This window comes from Anaerotaenia torta, assembly GCF_050433395.1.
In the GTDB taxonomy this organism is placed as follows: domain Bacteria; phylum Bacillota; class Clostridia; order Lachnospirales; family Lachnospiraceae; genus Mobilitalea; species Mobilitalea torta.
On sequence record NZ_JBNPXH010000005.1, the window covers coordinates 292639 to 316347 of the forward strand.

Here is a 23709-nt window from a genome sequence, read left to right on the forward strand (position 1 = left end):
GCAGCTTATGGTTGCCGGGTCAGCCCTTCGTATTGCGTTATCCTGTTTCCTGGAGTCCGCTGCAAAATTATAGTAAAAAATTGTAGCCCTTGTGCTTTTCGGGGCATTGCATTACTTATCTAATGACTTCATCGTCGGGACTTGCGGTTGGAGCATTTTATGCTCTTTCGTCCCGCTTCGTCCTATTCCAAAAGTCCTGATATTACTAAGTTTTTGAAACCTCATATAATCCATAGAGCTTCGTCCTTTTCCGTTGTTTGCTGCGGCAAAAGTTGTAAAAAACTTGTAGTAAGTTGTAATAGCCACCAAGTTCCCAAACAAACTATTTGCAACTTGATATACAAATAAGTATATCATACGTCGGCCAGAGATTCAAGTCAACTATTTTATATGAACGGTTTATACCTTATATATTAAGGAGGCACTATGTCAGAATATCAATTAGAAATCAAGCAAGTCGTAGACTATCCACGCTGCCGGATTTACCGGCAATTTATTCAAAGTCTGATGAACGACCGGAGCATTCGCGTAAGCCGAGGCTCCGGTCTTTTTTATTTTACGGTTCTTTGCAGCTACGCTAATTTTCGCACCTCCTATCGGCGCATTGACGGCATCAGCTACACCGTTTACCCCGGCGAATGGGTCTTTACCTTAAAAGAACTGTCCGAATGGTTCCGTACCCGCTTTCAATGCCAGGCGCTGGGGATTCTGGAGGATCTGCAGAAACAGCACCTAATATCCTTTCTCAGCCTTGGCCGCGGGAAGGTCATCAAGTACAAAATACGGGGCTGGCAAAAGCACAACACGGCTCTGGAGTACAATGCTCCCTGTCAGAAGGACACCGGTTTTTTCTTCCTGCCGGTATCCCTTGCTACGGAACTGATCAGCACAAGCCGCTGCTCAGAAATGGACATCGTATTGGACTTATGGCTGTCTGCCGTTTACAACGACCCCCAGGTGCAGGGTTCGGAGGTTGGCCCGGTTATCTATCTGCGTAACGGCACCGGCAACCCGTTGGTGACTTACAGCGAACTGGGTTCCCGGTGGGGCCTCTCCAAAGCCACCATAGGCCGTGTGCTGAAAAAGCTGTCTGATGCCGGTTATCTTTCCCTTATGACCTTTCCCGGACGACATGGCAGTGTGATTTATCTGCAAAATTATCTTTCTACTATGTTCCAGATTTCCGATGTGATGATCGATAAAGAGGAGGTTGCAATGGTATTAAACATCAAGCTGGAGCTTCCTGAAGATGAAAAAGCAGCAGACCAGGAGCCGACTGCTGAACATAAGGTTTGCGTTTCAGACGCACTCACCAGCGTTTCAAAATTGCATATTCAAATAATACTTAGCAAGATGGCGAAAATCCTTATGGCACAAGGGATTTCGTGCTTTGGATGCCCCAAATCCATATATAAGTTATTTCCTTTATCGGATGCCTGCGGGGAAGAGTATTTGCCCCACGCGCTGAATGCCACAAGCCGTATGGGATTGACCATCCTTTGCGGCGATGACAAGAAGGTCGCAACGTTTGAACTGACACTCTCCCCGAAATGGGAGAATCCAACAAGGAGGGATAAATAATGAAGAAGAAAAATGAAGTGATCGACGTTACCGAAAACCCGCTGTACCATGACACATGGAAGCTATTAAAAAAATACCGTGATGTAGTCTGGAGTCTGGAGCTTTCCGTTCAGCAGGTCCGCAGCAAGTTTGAAATTGAATATGGCAGCTCCATTGAGGAATTTTTAGATTCCATCTACCTCGCCGGTGCCGATCTGGCTGGCGCGGATATTGAGCATCATGCCAAGTGCATTGAGCGTAGCCATCAGATGCTGAAACTGCTGGATACGGCCATTGATTTGCTCCGGAATAAGCATAAAAACGGCGAATCCTATTACTGGCTGCTATACTTCTCTTTCCTCTCTCCCCAACAACTGCGGAATGTGGATGAAGTCATCGAAAAGCTCCGCCCTCATATCCGGGATATCTCTTTTCGCACCTATTACCGGAAACGCCGAGAGGCCATAGATGCATTAAGTTCTGTGCTATGGGGCTATACTTCCAAGGATAGTATAGATGTACTAGAGCAGTTTTTTCCCAAGAACAACACTCAATAATACTTAAGTTTTCTCAGCTCTTCTTCTTTATTTACAACCGTACTTCATAAATTTCAAACTTGAAGTACGATTGTAATTTCATTTGAAACAGCTTTAGAAATCAAAATTGCAAATACTAAGTTTTCATCACTATTTGCAGAAAAAATATATATCCATACTATTTTATTTACAAGCTAATGTACAAATGTATTTCCCATTGACGACACTATATATAATTTATTTACTCTAAGGAGGTCCAAGAAATGGCAAAAATCAGAAAAGACGATAAAGGTCGCAATCTTCATAAAGGTGAGTGTCAACGCAAAGACGGAAGTTATGTCTACTTCTATACGTGTAACGGAAAACGTAAATATCTCTATGATACGGATTTGTTATGTTTAAGAACGAAGGAAAATAGAATTACAAAAGATATTGAGGATGCCATTAAGGAGCGCCCAGTAATCGGAAAAACCAGAAAAGACCGCAAAGGTCGCAATCTTCATAAAGGTGAGTGCCAACGTAAAGATGGTTTTTATGTCTACTTCTATACGTATAACGGAAAACGCAAATATGTCTATGACAAGGATTTGGCGAGCTTGAGAGTTAAAGAAAAACAAATAATAAAAGATTTAGAAGATGGAATTCGAACACAAGAGAGCATGGGCATCACCTTGAATGATATGTTCCATACTTACATGCAAACAAAAACAAGTCTGAAAGAATCAACCCGTACCAACTATATGTATCTATGGAAGCAGTACATCCAACATGTCCCTTTCGCAAATTGTCCGCTTCCATTAATCCGTAAAAGCGATATTATGCTTTTTTATACTAAACTATTAGAAACCGGGTTTGCTATCAACTCGCTTGAAAGCATACACAGCTTAATCCACCCCACCCTTGAATTAGCCGTTGATGATGATTTAATCCGAAAAAATCCAAGCCAAGATGTATACCACAGCTTTAGTAGAAATAATATAACTCCTCCTCGTATTGCACTCACACTTAATCAGGAGCAAAAATTTTTAGAATTTATAAGAGAAAGCCTCACTTATAGACATTGGCTGCCCATTTTTGTTACACTTCTCGGTACCGGCATGAGAGTATCCGAATGTACAGGCCTTACCTGGAGTGATGTAGATTTTGAAGCAAACACGCTATCCGTCAACCACAGTTTGATTTATCGAGTCATTGATGGACATGCAGGCTTTCATATTTCTACTCCCAAAACTAAAAACAGCACTCGTATTATCCCTTTAATTCCTAAAGTTGCAGAGGCTCTTCATTCATTACATGAAGAAAACAGCCGCGTATCCACTGATTCCGAACTTTCTTTAGCGGGGTTCCATGGGTTTGTTTTCCGAAACCGTTCCGGCTCTTTCCTTGGAGCACATGCAATCAATCGGGCAATTAACCGAATCTGCAAGGAAATTAATTTATTGGAAACTGATCAAGCAAAAATAGAGAATCGGAATCCTAAATTGCTTCCGCATTTTACTGTGCATAATCTCCGGCATACTTTCTGCACAAGGCTATGTGAGACTACCACGGATATAGCTGTTATTCAACAAATCATGGGGCATGCGGATATTACAACAACATTTGAACGTTATAACCATGTTTCTCAAGAACGTATGAAAGCTCACATGGGAAAACTAAGTGGCTCCTTATCCCTAATGTAAAATTTGTTCCCTATAACGCAACAGTCAGTCAAAGCAGCTACTATATATTTTCTTTTCCTATTCCAATCTGCGGAAAGCTGTGCTTACTAAGCGAGGTTAACGTCTGAAACTGTTTTACCGCAAGCTTATGTAAAATCATAATACGTTTTGACTGGCCTTTGCTTTGCGTATCCGCACCAACAACGTCATTTAACGGCCCAACCGTGAGATCCGCAGACGCACCCGTGTGGTGGGATGATTTCCTGACAGCAATTCCGCGCTGATGCTGGTCTGTGCCAGGCTACGGTGCGTTGTGCCGACACTCAGTGGGGCAGAAATACATGAATATGAAGCACTTAGAAACGGTCCTTGATGATGCTTCTATTGCCGGTTAACTTCATCCTTACAGAGCTTGCAATCCTTTTCTCACATAAATTGTGGACCTGTTGACAAAGCCCTCCATGAAACGAGTTTCATGGTATAATAGAGCCCATAGGAGTGTGATGAAAAATAATGGGTCGCACAGACGAACAACTTCAGATGATTGTGTATCGTCACGGGTGTGGATGTTTTTCCGGCCAATTAAAAAAGAAAGCCTGATTCTATTAAGACATCTTGAAACGCAGCAAAAGCTTCTGAACCTATCCATGGAAAAACTTGCTCTCGACAGGTGCGGTTCATCGCGGTCTGAAACCGTTGAACATTACTGGCTATATTCCGGCGATAGACTTTCCAAACTCTCCTGCAAAATATGGGGTTCGATACGATGCACAGAAAGATACTTTTCTTTGCCCGATGGGGCAACCGCTTATTTATCACAGACTAAATTGCAACAAATCTACCGGGAAATATCTGCGATGCTATCAAATACAAGATGATAGCTGCGTCCATTATTCAAGAAAGCAGGAATGATTTGATAAGACGGAAATTCGGTGAAGAATTTTGGGTAGTAGTTGCTACCCTGCATTTCATCGTGGCCATATGTGCGTTGGTTCTCCGGACTATTGGTTCATGATGGAAAAAAGAAAAATATAGGCGAAAGCTGCTTTTCCGCCTTGAAAAGAGAACATTGCCAGCCATCCACAAATGAGGCCTTCTTGCTGCCGCAGAGAAGTGCCTCTTATTTGCTTTGGCTTTGAATCTAAAGAGAATGGTGAAAGCCTTTCTTTTTATTCAAAGGTTCTCAATCCTCTCCATTTATATAAGATTTTGAGAGATTTTTGCTCTTTGCCAACTGATCCAATTCTTGACACTACCTCCGTAAGGTCGAGGAATCAATCCCCTTCCCCTCCACCACAAAGGTACTCAGTGGATAATACAAATCCACTGAGTACCTTTTTATTTTGCCTATCAGAAAAACCAGTAATACAAAGGAAAAGCGAGACGAGGGGGGGAAAAAGCCCGTCCTGTCTCGTTTTTTTATTATTAGCTTTGGATTTCCTTGGAAAAAACTCCAGCAAAAAATTTCACCCCCTTGAGTTCACTCAGAGTCAAAATCAAAAAGTATAGGCAAAATTATAAGGTTTTACTTTGACTTATTTCCTCTAGCCACCTGGAACGATAGCATCAGATTAATGTCGGGTATGTGTTTTGCTGATTTTCCGTGCAGGGGAATAAGGCAAAGGCGGTTTTGGGGGGCATTTCCGTTCGTGGGAATATGTCAACAATGTTTTGTGGTTTCATCTGTTATCGGAAACGAGTCAATGGTAGGATTTAATTCCATTGCCTCCGTTGGCAAAGGCTGAAAATTTTGATACAGGGTGCATTTACACAGATGTTCTTAAAAAATTGTATTCTCATATTTATATGTGTCAAAAGCGGAGCTCTATTGTCATACAAATGGCCGCTTGAAACCTATAATGCTGTGACAACACCGTATTTCCGAAATAAATTTACAAAAAACCGTTTTAAATCATTAAGTACTTTTTGCTTGAGTTCGCCACTATCATTTGCCCCCAGAAACTCATATCCTCCAAACCGGTAGACATCATATCCAAACAGACTCATCTCACGATGTGCCTTAACCATTTCACTATAAAGTTTGGGCGATGCCCTATCGCCATCAGCATAATGCTGTTTTCCATCGATTTCTATAACCACTCGATCACGATGTGAAAAAATCATAAGAAAATCCATTTTTTGATGTTCAAACAATTTATAACCACGCTCTTTTTGCGTTTGGGGATCATAGTATAGATAAACCTGCGGTATTAAGGCTGGTACATCAACACTTAATTCATTTTTTAATTCATAATAAGCCTGTAGCATCCACGTTTCGGGACCCGACTTTTCGCCGCTGGCTTTAAAACTTGTATCTAAACAATCGCACAGCCTTCGGATAAACATATTTTCTTGATTGTCTTCTATTACGTTTTCCTCTGCATACCATTCTACCAACTCACCCCACATTAGCCCATTCTGTGGAATTGGTCTGTCATATATTAAACATTGATTAGCATTCTTGGTAATTCTTATATCATTGTTTAAAGCATCATCGAATACTATTTCTGGCTTGTATTTAGCTGCAAAAATAATGTTTTTCACAGAACCTCGTACACCTGCTTTTGTTGACACGCATTGATAAAATTGCTTGTCTCCTATGGTGTCTTTTACCACCAGTTTATAACCATCATGCTCAAGATACCGATTGATTACATCTACAAATCCCGAATTACAAACATCCTCTCGTCGTTCTTCTTGAGCATTCCAGTGCCAGTGGTGTATGTTGGGGTTTGTATATTGTTCTAGGAAAAACATAAACTCTTCATCTGAAAGATTCATATAATCAATAATGGTATCCAAAAGATAGCTTTCAGGCCAATCGTCAAAACGATCCATATGCCTAGCAATTTCAGATATCATGTCTTCGGTAAGCGAAGGACAAACTACTTTTGCAAATTCATGATACTGTTTATCCCCTGTCAAGCTTCCCATTGCTAGTATGGCGTCAACAATAGAACGACGTGTTTCGTCAATAATAAAATGATTTTCTTTGCTGTCCTTAAAGTTGGCCATATAGTTACCTCCAGTGTTTCTGTTCTGAACATCAAGTATTAATGGTAACGCTGCAATAGATGTGTTGTTTTTTCAGATCGTCGCTACAAAATTGCAGGTTTTGCCGTTAATGAATCTTATTTCTCAGCATATCTTGCAAGAAAGGTTTTATTGAATTCAGAATAATTGCTGTAGCTCTTTTGCCCTGCCTCTCGCTTCGATTTCTTTTATTGAACATATCCAGCATAAACTGATAATCGTTATACGGATCATATTCATTGTACGGCGAGGGCTTAAAAGCACCAAGGTCATATAGGTAACGTAATAGTTTTCTGGAAAAGAAATCGGATGACAATACAAGAAATTGTCTATCCTCAATGGCATGGAGGAGCTTGAAAAGCTGCTCTTTTACGGCGACCTCCTCATCCAAATCAGAACGTTCGAATTTCTTTATACACGAACTGCCGATTGGATAAAGCGTGTGTCCGTTGACAGTATTTCTTATCGTGAAAAGGTAACGGAGGTTCTCTTTCCCGCAAATGCATGATTCTGATAGGGTTTCATCCTCTTCGACATCGTAAATGCACCATTCTAAGACTGCAGATTTCCAATCGGTGGCATCAGAAAAACGCAGAACAGTATCAATCAGGTTTCTGTAATATAAGCTTGAGGTATTCATAATAGATGCCTCCTTTGAACACTTATTACTCCGTTGTGAGTTCGTGATCTTTTAGTGTGACACCGTCCGCGGTTTTCCACTCGGTAAGCCCATTGGCATGGCCACCTACGACAAATGCAACGGCATATGAAGGGCTGCGAAATAAAACATCTTCCTGCAGAACCCCTTCGTTGCTTATTTTTGCGTTTTCACGCGCCTTTTTTATTCCAATCGGTATGCTTTGTGAGTCAATTCGCTCTATCTGGCTTCCGGCTAAAACCACAAATCCTTCGCTGGTTTGCTTGCAGGTTGCCTCGATGGTTTTTCCACTTTTATGGCTTTTTCGCTTCAAATACAGCAGTAGATCTGGGATGGTGGACTTGCTGTCATCTTTCGCAATAATAGTCGGTGTGGTTAATGGCTCAAAAACTTTATGTCCGAGCGTTCCCATCACAATGCGGGCGTTGTCGACAAATTCTTCGAGCTCGCTTTCTTTTTCCTCCGTAATGTTACCATGTGTCGGGTCGTTCCCGTTTTTGACTTCATAACGGTTTGCCGCAAGAGCCAAGCCACAGAAGCGATTTTCGAGGTAGCTTATCTCTGTCGGTCCAAAAGAATTGTTTGAAGTGGTAAAAACAATAGCCTCTGTCCAATAATCTTTATCTGGATTGCGCTTGTGTTCCTGCAAGCGGTAAAGCAGCCCTTCGCCATTCTTACGTGCACCCGCTTGACCGACATACACAACAGTGTTGCCGGTCTGGTCGGATGTACCGAATAAAAAGTAAATGCCGCTTTGCTTCAAGTCGTCGCGTTCTTTGCAGAGGTCTAAAGCCGTGCGTGGAATTTTATACGCAACACCCGTCCAGTTGGCAAGGGTGCATTTAATGCGACCGGTTGGTTCACCATCCATCAAAAACAGATTAATACTTTTCCCGCGTGTTGACATTGGTTCTATCCTCCTACGACTTTTTCAGCGGTCGCCATACCATAGTGTCATAAAGTGGTTGGAGCATCGTCATGACACGAACAACCTCAGCGGCAATGCTTTCTTTGCTTCTTAATATCGGGTCGCTTGGCTTGTAATATTTCATCAAATATGATTCGTATCCATCCGAGTCATTGACCTTAAACCAGTCACAGAAATTTTCGACTGGGTCGATATCAACTCGAAAGGGTTCGGCCCCATTTTCTATTCGCCATTCAAAGCCGTGTCCCACGAGTTTTCTCATTTCATTTTCAATCTGCGAGCGCTTTTCAAACAGCATCTTAAATTGATGCTCACTGAGTTTCATGCGGTCTATCGCATCATTTCGAACTGCCAAAAACAGATTTATATCAAAACCGCCACTGTTGATACTGAATTGTAAGCAACCATGCTTTTGGAAACCATAAGCATCATCATCGCTTTCGCGTCCGGCGTTAAGCCAGTCAATCTCGTGCGGCAATTTTCCGTACCGAACGCCAATCCAGCCAACAGAATGATGGTTGTAAATGTTTGGCTCGACAGTTGAAGTGATGTTTTTCTCTCTCTTATGATGTGCAATACCAAGCCTTCTAATATTAGGGTATATCATTTGGTGGACAGCAAGCATTTTTTGTTGAACGCTCAATCTGCGGTGGCGGATTTGGACGTCGTTACTTCGAGCGTTGCGTGAAAAAAATGTTTCGTAGTCCTCAAAAGAAAAGTAGCTGTTTGACAAATCATAATCATCTTCACCAAATGGATCATCTCTTTTGGAAAAACTAGTAAGCCTGTTTTTTAGATATTGCTGTGTTTGATTTAACTCATCAAGGGCAGGTTGCAGTTCCTTATAGTAAGTTATTACTTCATCACTGACCGCAGTTGAAAGCCTTTCGCAATATCTAAAAAATTCACGGACTTTCTCCAATTCTTCTTTGGAGGGTGTTCCGATATAATCAAATTCCATGTTTCGGGTAAAACCGCCCGCCGTTAAATTCGACGAACCATAAATGAGTTTATTTTCTACTCCGGACAGCAAGAACACCTTGGCGTGAAAGCTCTGGTCAAGCAAAACCTTTACAGTGCTAATTTCAAATAACTGTTCAAGCAAATCTCCCGGTTTGTTGGATGAGAATTGCTCGGATAAATAGAGCAATATATGTTCCTTGGAAAGTTGATATTTCTTCAGGAGTTGACGCACAATTGCAACACCTTCGACGGATATAAAAGCTGTAGCTATTTGAATTGATTTAATTGATCCACATGAATACAGTTCTTCAGTCAATGTCAGATCGTTTTCGGTCTTGCCTTTCCAGTAAAACATAGATATCTCCTTATCCTACCAGTATTTCAGCTCTGCTACCACCCGTACGGTCTTTGGTCACGACGATTTTGCGACCAATTTTTTCGTCAAGCCCGGTAACGTGTGATATTATCCCAACAAGGCGATTGGTCTGCGATATGCTCATCAACGCCTGTATTGCTTGTGACAGCTTCGTATCATCTAATGAATCGAAGCCCTCATCAACAAACATCGAATCAAGACGTATGCCTCCAGCATTGTTCTGTATTTCATCCGAAAGGCCAAGTGCAAGCGACAGAGAGGCGATGAACGACTCACCACCTGAGAGCGTTTTTGCATCGCGTTCCGTACCATTGTAATGGTCGATAACATTCAAGTCTAAGCCACTTTGTCCCTGCTTTCCGCTTACATCCCGACGCTTTAACTCGAACTGGCTGTTTGACATCTGCAGCAGTCGAATATTCGCCCGTGCGATTATCCTATCGAAGTATGCAGCTTGAATATAGGTTTCCAGTTTAATTTTTTCCTTGCCGCTAATATCTCCGTTTGCAGTGTCGGAGATTTCTTTCAACCACTTGTAACGAACTTCGAGCTCCGTGATGGTTTTAGCCGTTTTGCTAATGGCGTTCAATGCAGTCTGGTTGGCTGACTTTCGTGTGCCGACAACACGGCTGCTTTCGCTCAATCCACGTTGTGTACTTTCGGCAACGCCTTTTTCTTGTTTTAGCGCATCCAAATCCAAAGGTTGCGAATCACCAAGATGTGCTTGTAATGTCTGTATCTCTGTCGCCGTGCCATCCGTTTTATTTTTTTCTGTATCAAATGCGGTCTGGGCGGTTTGAAGGGCATCTTCGTAGCCTTTCTTTTTGGTGCTGAGAGCGGAGATTTCCGATTTTGCTTCTGCCTCATTCTTAAATTTGAGTTCCGCCGCCTGCTTATCCCTTGTTTTGCTGCCGGCATCAATCTGCGTGGTCAGTGCAGCGACTTGTTCTTTTGACTTACCAAGAGCTTCGCCGACTTTAATAAGGTTACTCTCAGAAGTAGGTATAGCTTCGTCAAGTACCTTTTTTCGAGCTATTCTTTGCTCTTGCTCGGCGAGTTGCTTACTGATTCCCGCAAGTCCTGTTTTGACCTCAGTCAACGCACTCTCCAAAACCGACGGGATATTATCGAACAAGGTGTCTCCCAATAGCGTCAATGCAGCGGTATTGATTTCGTCTTGCCTAGTACCACTTTGCCCGTTTAAGTTGCTCGCCACTCCACTAGCGGTAGTCATTTCTGATTCTGCAGCCTCGGCGGCTTTTTTTGCCTTATCAAGTTCCGCCTTTGTAGGCGCCTTAACAGATAAAACCGCAGGAACAGGATGCTCGGTAGAACCGCAGACCGGGCAGGGCTGTCCATCTTTCAGTTCAACTGCCAATATCCCCGCTTGCTCATCTAGATACGCCTTGTTCAGAGTTTCATATCCATATCGCTTAGTCTTTGCAATTGTAGACTTTTCGCTGTAATCGTCTTGTGCCACTTTGAGTTCAGAAAGCAGTCTGCTATAACCTTCGAGCAAAGCGGTTAACGAACCAAGACTGCTTTGCCTTGTGGTCAGCTTTCCTTGTTGACTACGTAATGTTTCGGCTTTGACTTCGGCATCCGCTAAAGACTTGAGCTCCTCTTTTGCGGTCTCAAGCGCAGCTGTATCGGAGGATTGTTTCTTTTGTAAGTCTTCAGCTCTTTGCTTTTCGACAGATAACTTCTCCTCGTTTAACTTTATCGAATCGATAAGAGTTTGCAGTTCCTGATATTTAGTCAACGACCGCTCTATTTCAGAAATTTGAGTTTTTAGGGACTCGTATTCAGTCTGTTTACCTTTTTCTGCATTCAAAGTAGATTCCGCTTCATTCAGAGCCACCATTTCAGATGGGAGACGGTCTTCCGCTACTTTTAAAGCGTCACGCGCTTTCTTATCCTGCTCAGCTTGTCCGACCCTCTGGTTTATTTCAGCCAATTTGACGCCGACTGCATCCAACAATTTCTCATTTGCAGAGAATGATTCATCGTCGGCAGAAATAATCTGTGTAAGCCATTCGATGACGTCACCCGCCAATAATATCCCCGACTTGGCATCGGAGAGTTTTTGCGTATCTTCGTTATCGTTTGCATCTACTTGGATGTTTCCGAGGCTATAATCATAGCCGCGTCGTTGTTCTTTGATTTCGGAAACCAGTCCATTCGCATCTTTTTTAACTCGGTCTTGAAAGGTTTTGTAGGCGTCCGTATAAAAAATCTTACGGAATATCTCAATTCGGTCTTCGGTGCTGGCGTTAAGGACTTTTAGAAATTCACCCTGTGCTATCATCGCAATCTGGACAAACTGCTCACGGTTGATACCGAGTATTTCCTCGACCTTGGTGTTGACCTCTCTAAGCTTCGTCACAATACGGTCGTCCGGCAGGTGCAGTTCGGCGTCAGCTTTTTCCTCTGTTGTGCCTTCACCACGTTGCTTTGCCCTTACATAGGTCGGATTTCGTTTGATTAAGTAGACCTTGTCATGGTATTGAAACGAAAACTCAACGTAAGTTTCCGCATTCTCTTGAGCGTACTTGCTGCGTAGCATCTCTGCTTTCCTGTTATCTCCACTCGTTTCTCCATAAAGAGCGAAGGTGATGGCGTCGAATATCGTCGTTTTCCCCGCACCAGTATCACCGGTGATGAGGTATAGCCCTTCATTACCAAGCGTTTCAAAATCAACAGTCTGTTTGCCTGCATAACAACCAAAGGCAGACATCGTTAGTTTGAGAGGTCTCATGTGTTGGCTACCTTCTCCCAAATTTCGTTGAACAAGTTTGTTACATATTTTGATTGCTCTTCGCTCATCGGCTGCCCGTTCTGCATTTCGAACAGTTCTCCGAATAGCTGAGATGGTGCTTTCTTTTCAGCGGACACTACGGTTTCAAGAGAACTCGCTGCCTGCGTGCGTCTGTTGTCGTACTCCAAGCGCATCAAATTAGGATAGACGTTTCGTAGTTTTGCCATTGCATCCGGCTCGTCATGCTCATCTGTCAATACAATATGAATATAGTCCTCTGTGTTTGTACCCCGGTAGCTGTTGCGGTTCATAATTTCGTTGTATGTGCCACGAACTTCACGCATATCACGGAGCGGTACAAGTGGCAATTCAGCGATTATTATTTCACCCTTGCCATCCATATCAACGACTGTCACAGATTTTGTATGGCTTGCTTCCGAAAACGAATACTTAAGCGGGGTACCGCTGTAACGAAGGGTTTCTCGGCCAATCTGCTGTGGACGGTGGATATGCCCCAAGGCAACGTAATCAAACTCATCAAAAACCGATCCGTCTACATTTTCCGAACCGCCGACAGAGATATCCTCGGATTCACATGTGATTGCCCCGGTAACAAACTGGTGGGCAATCAGCACATTTCGTGTTGAGGCATCAAGATTCGCATTGCTCAAAGCTGCGGATATGGCATCCGAGTATGTAATTACGTCCCTATCAGGAAAGTGCCTGCGGACAAGGGATGGTTTTAGGTACGGAAGCATCCAGATATTAATGTCACCGTACTCATCGGAAAGAGTTACAGGAGCTATTTTTCCATTATACGACTGTACGATATGAACGCTGCTGTTTTTCAGCAGTTCCGCGCCGAACGCTACGCGCTCCGCATTGTCATGGTTGCCAGAAACAATAAATACTGCAATCCCAAGTTCGTTGAGCCACACAAGAAATCTGTCCAGTAGCTGAACAGCCTCCACGATGGGCATGGATTTGTCGTAGACATCACCCGCTATAAGGACGACGTCCGGTTTATGCTCTTTGGCAAGCACAACAATTTTCTGCAGGATGTCCCACTGGTCTTCCAGCATGGAAAACTCATTGACACGCTTACCGAGGTGCAGGTCGGATAAGTGGAAAAATTTCATGTGGCAGCTCCCTCCTTAGAAGCGTTTATTCTATCGTTAACTGTTCGTGCAAAGCTTGTTTTGCGAGATAAGTAAAACTTGACTGCGGTCGGATTTCCTCATGAGAAACAAGAACATACTTCCATGGTTTACCGCCGTTTTCGGCGTTAAATTCGCTTGCAGCACGGCAATATTCTTCTGCCGCTTCCTGCTTTTCGAGAACGTCCGCGTCTCGCATCTTGTTGCTTGCTTTCGGCTCACACATATAAATTGTGTCGGCGGTCTCGACGATAAAATCTGGCTCATAGCGGTTTGCACCGCCTTGTCCCCAGTAAATATTGAACTGGCGCGGTGCGGGACGCAGCCACCGTAATACGGCCTTGTCATTTTCGAGTACCACGGCAAAGGTACGCTCCGTGTCACTGTCAAACTTGTACAGTGTATGCCCGGCCTTTCTGAATCCGCTAAATATCTTGGACTTTACATCTGAAGCCACCATCGGCGCTCGCAGGTCGTATATCTCATCCGTCTTGAATTTCCCACCGAAACTTGGCTCAATACGCGTGAACGGGCGCATATTTGCCGCCTTATAACTAACTTCCTCTTTATAAAAATGCTCATTCATCTGCACATAGATAATTTCTGCAATGGTACGCTGGCGGTCACGCATGACTTTTTCCGTTTCGCCATCATTCAAGTACGACAAAAAGTGCCGCTTGGCGTCCGCGATAAGCGAATAAATAAGATCAGAGCAAGTTGCGTAGTCGACGTTATCGTGGACAATGATATGCCGGACAATCTCATTTTCTACTGTGTCGACTTTTGAAAAGGCAACCGTCCCCGTTTCCAACGTAAAGGTTTCGCCGCCGTCCTGCAACTCCGTACCGAGGAGCGTGTCGTCTGACGGATGCCAGTTCATATTGCGAGTATCAAGCGTAAAGTCATAAAATCCACGCTTGACCTCGGTGTGGGGCTGAATAACTGACTGCGGAATAGGAATGACGTTTTCTGTGAGTGCTTGAGCGCATGTTTCGATAGCGACCTCAACAACTGCCGCCAAATCTTCCTTTTTTAAGCCGAGTTCAGGAAGTTGTTGCATGGCTTGCGAGACAATACTGCTGTGAACCAGTTTGCGCATATGTTCGTCGTTAATTGCGTTGATATTGTGAACCTGTCTGTTAATCTCGACTACTGTTCTGGCCGCTATGCCTTGGACGACACTTGCGATGAGCATTGTCTGATCGGGTGTTTTATTGGCTTTGTATTCAGCGGTTGCCGTTTCGCGCAGTGTGAACGCCAACTGCTGTGTAAAACTCTCACCGGAAGTCAATGCGTCATAGACTGTCGGTAGAGGCACTGTTTCGCGCCCTTCGTCGTTTTCGGGAATTTCCTGTTCCTCAATGTAGTAAACTTTTCGTACAAGAGAGTTAGGGTCACGGGCTAAGTCTACAATCGCCTGATAGCGGTCATGGCTAACGATTGAAAGCCTGTCGACCTCATCTACGCCAGCCCTCTGACCATATGGCAGCCGCAAGCCGCGTCCAATGGTCTGTTCAGTAAGTGTTTCAGATGCCGAAGCGCGTAGTGGGATGATGGTATAAAGGTTCGTTACATCCCATCCCTCTTTAAGCATATTGACATGAATGACGATCTCAATTACATTAGTGGTCAGTTCCAGCGACAGCAATAATTCTATGTTTTCGTCTTTTTCCGCACCACGCTGTGCCGAGTTGATTTCCAACACCTTATCTTTGTAATAGCCTCGAAAGAAAGCATCTGATGTGAGATATTCACGTATCTCACGAGAGTGATTCGTGTCTTTGGCAACCACAAGCACAAAAGGTTTGACGATGGGCTTTCCATGGGCGCGTGCGTACACATCCAGTCTACTTTTGGTTTCCTCGTGCAGACGTATGCCGTCGTTGAGTTTCTCACGATCAAGTTGCTGTGGGGTGTACTCCTCGGGGTGAAAGTCCCGCCGGGTAAATACTGCGGGTACTTTGACATATAAGCCGTCGTTCAGCGCGTGAGCAAGGGAATACTCATATACCACATTTTTGAAATCGATCTTCCGTGCACCCTTTTGAATTTGGGGCGTGGCCGTAAGTTCCACACCAAGAACGGGCTGGAGCTCGTTAATAGTGTCAAACCCTCTGTCGGCGTGGTAGTGGTGGCTTTCGTCCATAAAGATGCAGAGATCCGGCAATGATTGTAAGTACGAGAAATAGGACTGCCCAAGAACCTCCTGCAAGCGGCGCATACGGCCGCTTTCGGAGTTCAGCTTGCTGATATTAAAAACGTTGATGGTAACACCGCTATCAAACATCGATGTCTGACGGAACTCCTCGTAATTGTCACCGTCAATGATGCGCGGCGCATTTACGAATTTATCCAATCCACGAAACACATACTTTTCATTGTTTGGGTTGCCAAGGTCGTTTTTGAGCTTTTTATAAATCGTGAGGTTGGGTGCCATTACGAAGAAATTGTTAATACCTTTCTCATAGTGCAGATAGGCAATCATCGCGCCCATCAGTCGAGTTTTGCCTATGCCCGTGGCAAGAGCAAAACACACAGACGGAAAATCCCGCTCAAAACTTGTGAGAGTCGGGAACAGTTCACGAATTTTAACAAGTTCCTCATCTAGGTTTGGTGTTTTCGAGAGGGAGAGTATATCCACAATCCGTGCAAACCGCTCCAAGCTCTCCTTTTGAGGGAGCCGGAGGGCAAGGCGGTTGTCAATGTATTTTGAGTTATAAGAGTACGATTTTGCCGAATAAGGTTCTCTAAGCATCTTCTCCGTCCTCCCATTCGGCCTCGTCCAGTTCGGGCGGATTTATTATATTCAAGTTGTAGTTGTCTGCACCATACTCACACTTATCCAGAACCGATTGCGGAATTTTACGGACGTTGATATTCTCATAGCGTTTGCCAAGGCCAATATCAAAAGCCGGGGCACACACGAGTAACCGTTCATACTCCGGCAGATCGCGGGAGATGTTGTCAAGCTGCGCCGCAGTGAGGTATTCGGTGGTGACATATATGTAACTGCCATCCTGACCCTTACCTTGTTTCCAGAACACGTCGGCGTCAGGTTCATAATCGTAGCCGTTTAGTTTTGCAATTGCAGCGACGAGCATTTGTGCATTATATTTATTGTTTATAACAGGTTGCCCATACTTGTCAGCTACAATCAGCGTAGGTGCAAGCTCATAAAATTTGAAACCGCCACCACCTTGCCAGTTTTGTGCTTTGGATATACCGCCCTGTTCACCATCCACTACCGCTTTCAGGCGCGGTAGACAATGGGTATAACAATGCTCGCCCAACTCAATACCGATATAACGTCGTCCCATTTTGTGGGCAACAGCGGCTGTTGTGCCAGAGCCAAGGAAACTATCAAGGGTTAGGTCACCAGGATTTGATGCAATTGTCAGAATACGTTGAATTAGGCGCTCTGGTTTTGGAGTATCGAAAACATTTGCCGCCCCAAACAATGCCAATATTTCTTTTTTTGCTTCTTGGTTATGTCCCACTTCCTTGTTACTCCACCAAGTCCAAGGCACAACTCCCTCATGTTCGCTCAAATATGTCTTTCTACGTGGCATTGCCTTTCCATCAGCGCCAAACCAGAACCGCCCTTGTGCCAATTGTTCTAGGTAGACAGACTCGATGTTTTTCCAGCACTTTCCTTCAGGAGGGCTAAATACTGATCCCCCAGGAGTTGTAATTGAATACATCTGATTCGGTCTATAGCCTTGTGCAGTAAAATCCGCAGATGTCCATGCCCCGCGCGGATCGTTGTCTGGATTATTATAATTACTCGCTTGCTCCTCGCTCAATGGCAGTTTATTGCGCGATTTTTTAAAGGCATCCGGATTCTTTGCATATACGAGAATATAATCATGCCCATCGCTAATTGTGCCTCTCATATCTGGAGAAGTTCGTTTTTGCCAGACAATCGCAGTAACATAGGATGATCGTGAAAAAACTTCGTCACACAGCACCTTGAGGTATGCCTGTTCGTCATCATCAATACTGAGCCATATGCTACCATCCTCGCTGAGTAAATTCCAAAGTATTCTTAAACGAGGTGTCATAAGCGACAGCCAAGTCGAGTGTTCAAGGTTGTCGTCGTAGTGTTCAAATGCACTACCCGTGTTATATGGTGGGTCGATATAAATACACTTCACACGCCCGGCAAATTCCTGTTCCAAAGCTTTCAGTGCAAGCAAGTTATCCCCGTGGATGAGCATATTATCGGCGGTGGGGTCACCGTAATCCTTAGAGGCATTGTGAAGCAGTATACGTGGTTCGACGGCGGGTTCATCACCTTTGCCAATCCAAGTAAGTTCAAGTTTCTGCATATGTAAAGTCCTCCTACACTATCTCGAACGAGAATGTCATGATCGTTTCCGATTCGATTTCACCGTTTAATCGAGCACGGATATTTTCCTGTAGTGCTTCGTTTTCAGCGGTAATCCGATCTTCTTCAAGGTATATCTCTCGCTCCATTTTTCTGCGCTTATCTTCTAAGGCAGTAATAACCGACCATTTTTCTAACATTTCGTCAAGGGGGCAGATATCCTTTGAGGTTCGATAATCTTTACGTTTTTCGGCGATTTCCTTTTTCAAAACTTTCAATTGCTTTTGTAGACCCTCTTTCAGGTCTTCACTGTAGGCATCCAATTTTTCGACCTGTTCCAAGAAGTATTGTTTATTTCGCTCAGCAATGTCGTCTTTTTGCTGTTGAATACCTTCCTGTCGCCGCCTTTTCAAAGCTTCGGTTTCCGGTGAACATTCACCGACAATGGTTGATTCTAGCTCCATAATACGCTCGACCATTTTATCATCAACCGGCGTGCCGTCATTTGTGATTATCGAGATAATCAGATGCTCCTCGTTGTTAATGCCTTTATGTGTTAGCTTATCAATGGAGATGACGCCGCTTTTTAGGTCGGGATGGCTGTCCAAAAAGCTGATGTGGTCTGCAGCCGGAAGTGTGGAATGCGTGAACTGTATAGCTACTGACGGGGTTTCGGCGGCCATTGCTTGTAATATCCAATCGCCGCACAATTCGCCATCACGGCGAAGAAATTCGTCATGAAGCTCCTCCGCGTCGTGCCAACGCAGGTTATAGGTCTTACGTTCGCCGTTCTCTATATACGCAAAGCGCCACTGGTTAAGAGGTTCAACCCGTTCTGCGCCTTGCATGACAAAAAAGTTACAGAGCCAACGCGAAAACTTATCAAGTTCGGTTTTTGTCCCCTCGTGACAGTGTTTCAAATGTACAGATACGTCCTCGTCAAAATTTTCAAGGATTGATTGCCGCGCTTTCGTCATGTTTTCGCTTATCTGTTCAGATAGTTCTTCCTGCAAACGGTCAAACGCAGCTTTTATGTCATCGGGATGACGGCAAGTCTGGTAAATATCTAGGATACGCTTTTCAAAATCCACGCCATCTTCAATAGCCCCAAGGACTTCATCAGACGAGCCGAATACGCCCTCAAAGAGTCTGAACTTTTGAGATAGCAATTCAAATACTCTCTCATCAGCTGCATTAGCACGATTAAGAAAGTTTATTACTATGACGTCATTTTTTTGTCCATAGCGGTGACAACGGCCAATCCGCTGCTCTATGCGCTGGGGATTCCACGGCAAGTCGTAGTTGACTACAATGTTGCAAAACTGCAGGTTAATTCCCTCGGCAGCAGCCTCTGTCCCAATGAGAATTGAAGCGCGGTCACGGAACTCCTCAACAATCGCCGACTTTTTATCTGCCGCCGTTGAACCCGAAATTTTACCATCGTCTTTGTGCCGATCCCGCCATTCCTTAAAGACGCGAGTGGATACAGGGTCATTGTTCGATCCGTCCAGAAATACAATCTGTCCATCATAGCCATTTTGGGAAAGCAGGTTCATAAGGTATTGTTGCGTCCGCTTTGATTCGGTGAATATTACTGCCTTTCGTGCACCACCAAGTTGTTGGTTCTTTTCGAATCCGCGATTTAGTGCAGTCAGAAGGTTGTCGCCTTTAGCGTTGGTTGTAATTCTTTCGGCAAGAGCGGCAAATTGTTTCAATTCTTCAATTTCAGCTCGTATGCCCTCATAGTCTGCTGCCATTTCGTCCACCGCACCGTTATCGTCGCCATTCGATTCCTCGTCAATGAGCTCATCGATGCCATCGTAATCATCAAGATCTGATAGATTCAACTGAGCTTGATAATCACTTAATTTCAGGTTCAGGCGGTCGATTATGGTGGACAGAGTGCCGTGAATCGCCATTGACGACGATGCAAGCAATTTTCTTGCCACCAACATCAGAAGTTGGCGTTGCCCTTGTGGGAAAGCGTGAAGCCGTTCTCGCTGCAAATAATTAGACACGTCTGTGTATAATTGCTCCTCGTCCTGGCTTGGTGTATATTCTTGCGTTATAGTCGTTCGATTTGTATACGGCACGTACTCAGCCACTTGCCTGCGTAGAGTTCGCTTACAAAAATTCTGTAAGCGGCCTTTCAAGTTCCTGTTACGGTTCTCTACATTAGATACGTTGACATACACCTCACGAAATACTTCAGGGTCACCGAAAACTTGCTCGTCAATAATACTGACAAGACCGTAGAGCTCCATCAGGTTGTTTTGTAGCGGGGTTGCCGTGAGAAGTAGTTTTTTACGCCCACGGAGAGCGGTTTTTAAATTATTGCCCATCACGTTGTTTCGCTTATAGACGTTGCGGAGTTTGTGCGCTTCGTCCATAATTACCAAATCCCAGTCAATTAACAAAATATCACGCATCTTTGCCGATGCGAAGTTATATGAACAAATCACCACTGCGTCTTGCGCAAGAAAAGGGTTGCAAGACGGGTTCTCTTTCTTCGCCTTGTTATAATTCTTTGATTCCAGTATTTCAGAACGGATAAAAAATTTCTCATCCAGTTCGGTTCTCCATTGTGTGCGAAGGGTGGCTGTAACAATCAAGAGGATTTTCCGTTTACGCTCCGACCAGCACTGGGCAAGCACAAGACCGGCCTCTATCGTTTTACCGAGTCCGACTTCATCAGCAAGCAAGGCTCCATTTGATAACGGTGACTGCAGCGCAAATAAAGCTGCGTCCACTTGATGGGGGTTCAAGTCTACTTTAACCCCAGACATGGCAGAAGCAAGCCCGTCAATAGAGTGCTGCGGACGTTTCAGCATAAGCTGTTCGGCAAAAAACTTAATTTGATGTGCTGTATACGGCATAACAAGTAGCTCCTTTATTTGTCTTCTGACATCTCCATAATGTCGGAAATGTCACAATCTAATGCTCGGCATATCTTTTCGAGAATTTCAGTGTTTACATTTTCGTTTTTTCCTAATTTTGTAACCGATGCAGAACTAATACCCGCCAAAGACGGCAGGTCTTTCTTTTTAAGGTCACGATCAATTAGAAGCTTCCATAACTTTTTATAACTTATAGCCATTTGGTTTTGGTTCCCTCGCCTTCAGGTTTCTTGGAATGTACAAGCATATTTCATTATTATAGCTCAATCGACAATTTATTACAAGAGTAAATGCTGAGAAGTCTTGAATTTATATTGTCATCTCTTGATTAAAAACTTAAGATTCTCTGGTTCTCTGGTGCACAAGCAAAAACAGCTTGACATAAATATAAACGCATGTTAAAATACGCACATCAGCGAATTTGCTGATATGCTGTTTGGCAATATTGCCGTCAGCGGAGAGGAGAACAGTTATGGCTGGAGAATTTGGCACCTATATCGATAATAAAAGAAAAGGTCGTGGTATCGGCGGCGAAGACATCAAACTGAAAGACATTGCCGATGCTATGGGAATGACGGCGTCGTATCTCTCGGATATCGTCAAAGGTAGGCGAAATCCGCCAGAGATGCAGATTCTCGAAAAAATCGCAATTGTATTACAACTTACCCCTGATGAAAAAGAGGAGATGCTTGATCTCGCAGGACGGGAAAGGGATACCGCGGCTCCTGATTTGCCCGAATATTTGATGTCCACACAATTGCCCCATGTCAGAAAAGCTCTGCGCCGTGCAAATGAGAAAAATCTTGGTGACGACTTTTGGAAAAAGGTGCTGGACGACATCAGTAAACAAGATAAACAACCATAAGACCGGGAGGAATTATATGTCTGTGCTGCTATCGTCAAATGCTCCACACATCTGTCGGGATGAGTTTGATAAAGAAGCTTTGGGGTTCCTGGACAAATATTATCCAGAGGCTTTGCAACGCCCTGTGGCGGTGCCGATTCTGTATGTTGCCCGCCACCGCATGGGTCTGCGTGTTGTTGAAAAACGACTAACCGAGGATTTCAGTGTTCTCGGCCAAATGTGTTTCACTAGCGGACTGACCGAGATTTACGACAAGGAAGATGGATCATACAAAATGGTAAAAGCCCGGTACGGCACAATGATTATCGATCCTGATACCATCGCCAAACGCAATGAAGGCTGTAGGAACAACACAATCGCGCACGAAGCTTTCCATTGGCATAAACATCGTGACTATCATATATCCATTTCTGTTGTCGACCCTAAAAAGTCGGCAAGAATTCGTAGTGTATATAATGAATATGATGAATCTAATAAAGCGAACTGGTCTGATGAGGACTGGATGGAGTGGCAGGCAAGAGGCATCGCGCCACGTATTCTTATGCCACCTGAACAGTTTGATGAAACGGCTAATCGGTTTTTTGAAGAAAAATCGCGTAAAGTCAGTTCTCACGGGAACTGGTATATTCACACTGCGGTAGTTAACAGCTTGGCAGACTTTTTTCAGGTGTCCAAGCAGTCCGTTGAAATTCGTCTCAGCGAGCGAGGCTATTATTTGCGTGAATAGCTGCCATTTGAAGCGTGTATTTTTTTAACAAAAAACTTCGCAAATTAGTTTATTTGCTATGTTGCGTGAAAGGAGGATTAATATGCACGAGACAGTCAAATGCCCTAACTGTAATAAACGAATTTTTGATCTCGAATGGCAAGGGCGCACAGCTATTAAAATCAAATGTATCCACTGTCGCAATGTTGTGTCTATCGAGCGAAATCCAGATTCCACACAAAAAAAGAAAGCAGTTTAACCATACCGAGCAACGGCACCGAAAGCGAGTGACCAAATGGCCGGATGTGTTACGAGATAATCGTGATGCATCCAGCTTTTTTGTTTTTAGAAAGGAGGATTACCACATGAACGAAGTAAAGAACCTTGATCAAAAGCGAGTTTGTGACGTTAGCACCGATGCGCGTGTAATCGAGATACGCAGAAAAGAATGCATAACTCAAATCACCGCGAATCCAGACGGCACGTTAAACATCACTCACGAGCGCGTAAAACCTGCGATTTAACCGCAAAGCCACAGAAAATCAATAACCGAAATCCGCCAGAACGCAAGACGGCAGTGCGGAATCCCTAACCAAGGGGTTCACCTGCCGTCTTGTTTCGTTTATGCGGATTCAACGGCTCCGGCGGATTTCAGAAATCTCTGAAATTCAAAGGAGCCAATTTTATGAGTAAAAAATCTTTCAAACCCACCCCCATCCCGCATCGCTCCAAGTTCGGCGAGCCGATGCAATACTACATCCTCTCCGAGGACGGGGGGCAGCAGACCAAGGTAACGCGCGCCGAGTTATCGGACAACCCCTATCCGCAGCGGTGGTTCGTGGATGAAGAGTCCGGGCTTGTGGTCCGGCTTTCCCGCACGGCCAAGGGCGACGAACTCGCCCGCGTAAATATGCGTTCCGTCTGGCGCGAATCTAAGTATCAGGAACGCTGGGCGGGACGGACGGTCGAGCCCAGCGTTGACGGCGATGGCGACGAGGTCATGTTCGAACCAGTCGACAGCTTCGACATGGAGGATTTCATGGAAGAGCAGGCCAAATTTGAAATACTGTCCGCCGCCCTCGCCGACCTGACCCAAGAGGATAGCGACCTGATCAAAGCCATCTTCTGGGGCGGCAAGACCGAAAGGCAGTTGGCGCCGGAACTGGGGCTTAAAGAGCCCAAAAGCGTCAACAAGCGAAAACACCGCATCCTTGAAATTTTACGGGATAACGAAGCTCTACATAGTTTTTTCGAATAGCCACCACCCGCCGGTACGCAAACCGC

Annotated in this window: 17 protein-coding genes and 1 pseudogene; 8 read left to right on the forward strand and 10 right to left on the reverse strand. The window is 44.3% G+C overall.

The features are described 5' to 3' along the window. Positions 1-426: 426 nt before the first annotated feature. The 4 genes and pseudogenes from HNQ56_RS10675 to HNQ56_RS10690 all read left to right on the forward strand — a co-directional run. Positions 427-1581 (forward strand): MarR family transcriptional regulator, encoded by a 1155-nt coding sequence (locus HNQ56_RS10675; RefSeq protein WP_429145531.1) that lies wholly within the window; start codon positions 427-429, stop codon positions 1579-1581. Then, on the forward strand, positions 1581-2117 hold the full coding sequence (locus HNQ56_RS10680; RefSeq protein WP_429145533.1) for a hypothetical protein: 537 nt from the start codon (positions 1581-1583) through the stop codon (positions 2115-2117). The genes HNQ56_RS10675 and HNQ56_RS10680 overlap by 1 nt, the downstream gene beginning before the upstream one ends. A 242-nt stretch (positions 2118-2359) precedes the next feature. Then, positions 2360-3778 carry a site-specific integrase gene (locus tag HNQ56_RS10685; protein ID WP_429145536.1) on the forward strand — a complete coding sequence of 473 codons (1419 nt, stop codon included), beginning with the start codon at positions 2360-2362 and terminating at the stop codon, positions 3776-3778. A gap of 166 nt (positions 3779-3944) precedes the next feature. Further along, positions 3945-4152, forward strand: a pseudogene (locus tag HNQ56_RS10690) (transposase); the annotation flags it as partial. Positions 4153-5611: 1459 nt separating this feature from the next. On the opposite strand, the gene HNQ56_RS10695 reads toward HNQ56_RS10690, so the two are convergent. The 10 genes from HNQ56_RS10695 to HNQ56_RS10740 form a co-directional block, all read right to left on the reverse strand. Further along, a complete protein-coding gene (locus HNQ56_RS10695) occupies positions 5612-6772 on the reverse strand; it encodes an AbiJ-related protein (protein ID WP_429145539.1) in 1161 nt (386 codons plus the stop codon). A gap of 106 nt (positions 6773-6878) precedes the next feature. Then, positions 6879-7430: a hypothetical protein gene (locus HNQ56_RS10700; protein WP_429145542.1), complete on the reverse strand. Its 552-nt coding sequence runs from the start codon at positions 7428-7430 to the stop codon at positions 6879-6881. A 25-nt stretch (positions 7431-7455) separates the two neighbouring features. Further along, entirely contained in the window at positions 7456-8355 is a 900-nt protein-coding gene (locus HNQ56_RS10705) for a GIY-YIG nuclease family protein (protein WP_429145544.1), read from the reverse strand. Between the two features lie 13 nt (positions 8356-8368). Further along, the gene (locus HNQ56_RS10710) at positions 8369-9694 is read right to left on the reverse strand and encodes a phospholipase D-like domain-containing protein (RefSeq protein ID WP_429145547.1); all 1326 of its coding nucleotides are present in this window, start codon (positions 9692-9694) and stop codon (positions 8369-8371) included. A 10-nt stretch (positions 9695-9704) separates the two neighbouring features. Further along, positions 9705-12452 (reverse strand): AAA family ATPase, encoded by a 2748-nt coding sequence (locus HNQ56_RS10715; RefSeq protein ID WP_429145550.1) that lies wholly within the window; start codon positions 12450-12452, stop codon positions 9705-9707. Positions 12453-12469: 17 nt separating this feature from the next. Continuing rightward, entirely contained in the window at positions 12470-13612 is a 1143-nt protein-coding gene (locus HNQ56_RS10720; RefSeq protein WP_429145553.1) for an exonuclease SbcCD subunit D, read from the reverse strand. A 25-nt stretch (positions 13613-13637) separates the two neighbouring features. Then, the gene (locus HNQ56_RS10725; protein ID WP_429145556.1) at positions 13638-16385 is read right to left on the reverse strand and encodes a DEAD/DEAH box helicase; all 2748 of its coding nucleotides are present in this window, start codon (positions 16383-16385) and stop codon (positions 13638-13640) included. Further along, a complete protein-coding gene (locus HNQ56_RS10730) occupies positions 16378-17958 on the reverse strand; it encodes a site-specific DNA-methyltransferase (RefSeq protein WP_429145559.1) in 1581 nt (526 codons plus the stop codon). Before HNQ56_RS10730 ends, HNQ56_RS10725 begins: the two co-directional genes overlap by 8 nt. A gap of 13 nt (positions 17959-17971) precedes the next feature. Continuing rightward, complete coding sequence (locus HNQ56_RS10735) at positions 17972-20833, reverse strand: SNF2-related protein (protein ID WP_429145561.1); 2862 nt, start codon at positions 20831-20833, stop codon at positions 17972-17974. A gap of 14 nt (positions 20834-20847) precedes the next feature. After that, positions 20848-21054: a helix-turn-helix domain-containing protein gene (locus HNQ56_RS10740; RefSeq protein ID WP_429145564.1), complete on the reverse strand. Its 207-nt coding sequence runs from the start codon at positions 21052-21054 to the stop codon at positions 20848-20850. Positions 21055-21326: 272 nt separating this feature from the next. Here HNQ56_RS10740 and HNQ56_RS10745 point away from each other — a divergent pair, with 272 nt between their 5' ends. The 4 genes from HNQ56_RS10745 to HNQ56_RS10760 all read left to right on the forward strand — a co-directional run bounded on the left by HNQ56_RS10745 (position 21327) and on the right by HNQ56_RS10760 (position 23683). Next, a complete protein-coding gene (locus HNQ56_RS10745) occupies positions 21327-21719 on the forward strand; it encodes a helix-turn-helix domain-containing protein (RefSeq protein ID WP_429145567.1) in 393 nt (130 codons plus the stop codon). 16 nt (positions 21720-21735) lie between these two features. Next, positions 21736-22446, forward strand: a complete 711-nt coding sequence (locus HNQ56_RS10750; protein ID WP_429145569.1) for an ImmA/IrrE family metallo-endopeptidase — start codon at positions 21736-21738, stop codon at positions 22444-22446. Positions 22447-22790: 344 nt separating this feature from the next. Then, positions 22791-22949, forward strand: coding sequence for a hypothetical protein (locus HNQ56_RS10755; RefSeq protein ID WP_429145572.1), 159 nt, complete (start codon positions 22791-22793; stop codon positions 22947-22949). A gap of 161 nt (positions 22950-23110) precedes the next feature. Continuing rightward, positions 23111-23683: a sigma-70 RNA polymerase sigma factor region 4 domain-containing protein gene (locus tag HNQ56_RS10760; RefSeq protein WP_429145574.1), complete on the forward strand. Its 573-nt coding sequence runs from the start codon at positions 23111-23113 to the stop codon at positions 23681-23683. Positions 23684-23709 lie beyond the last annotated feature (26 nt).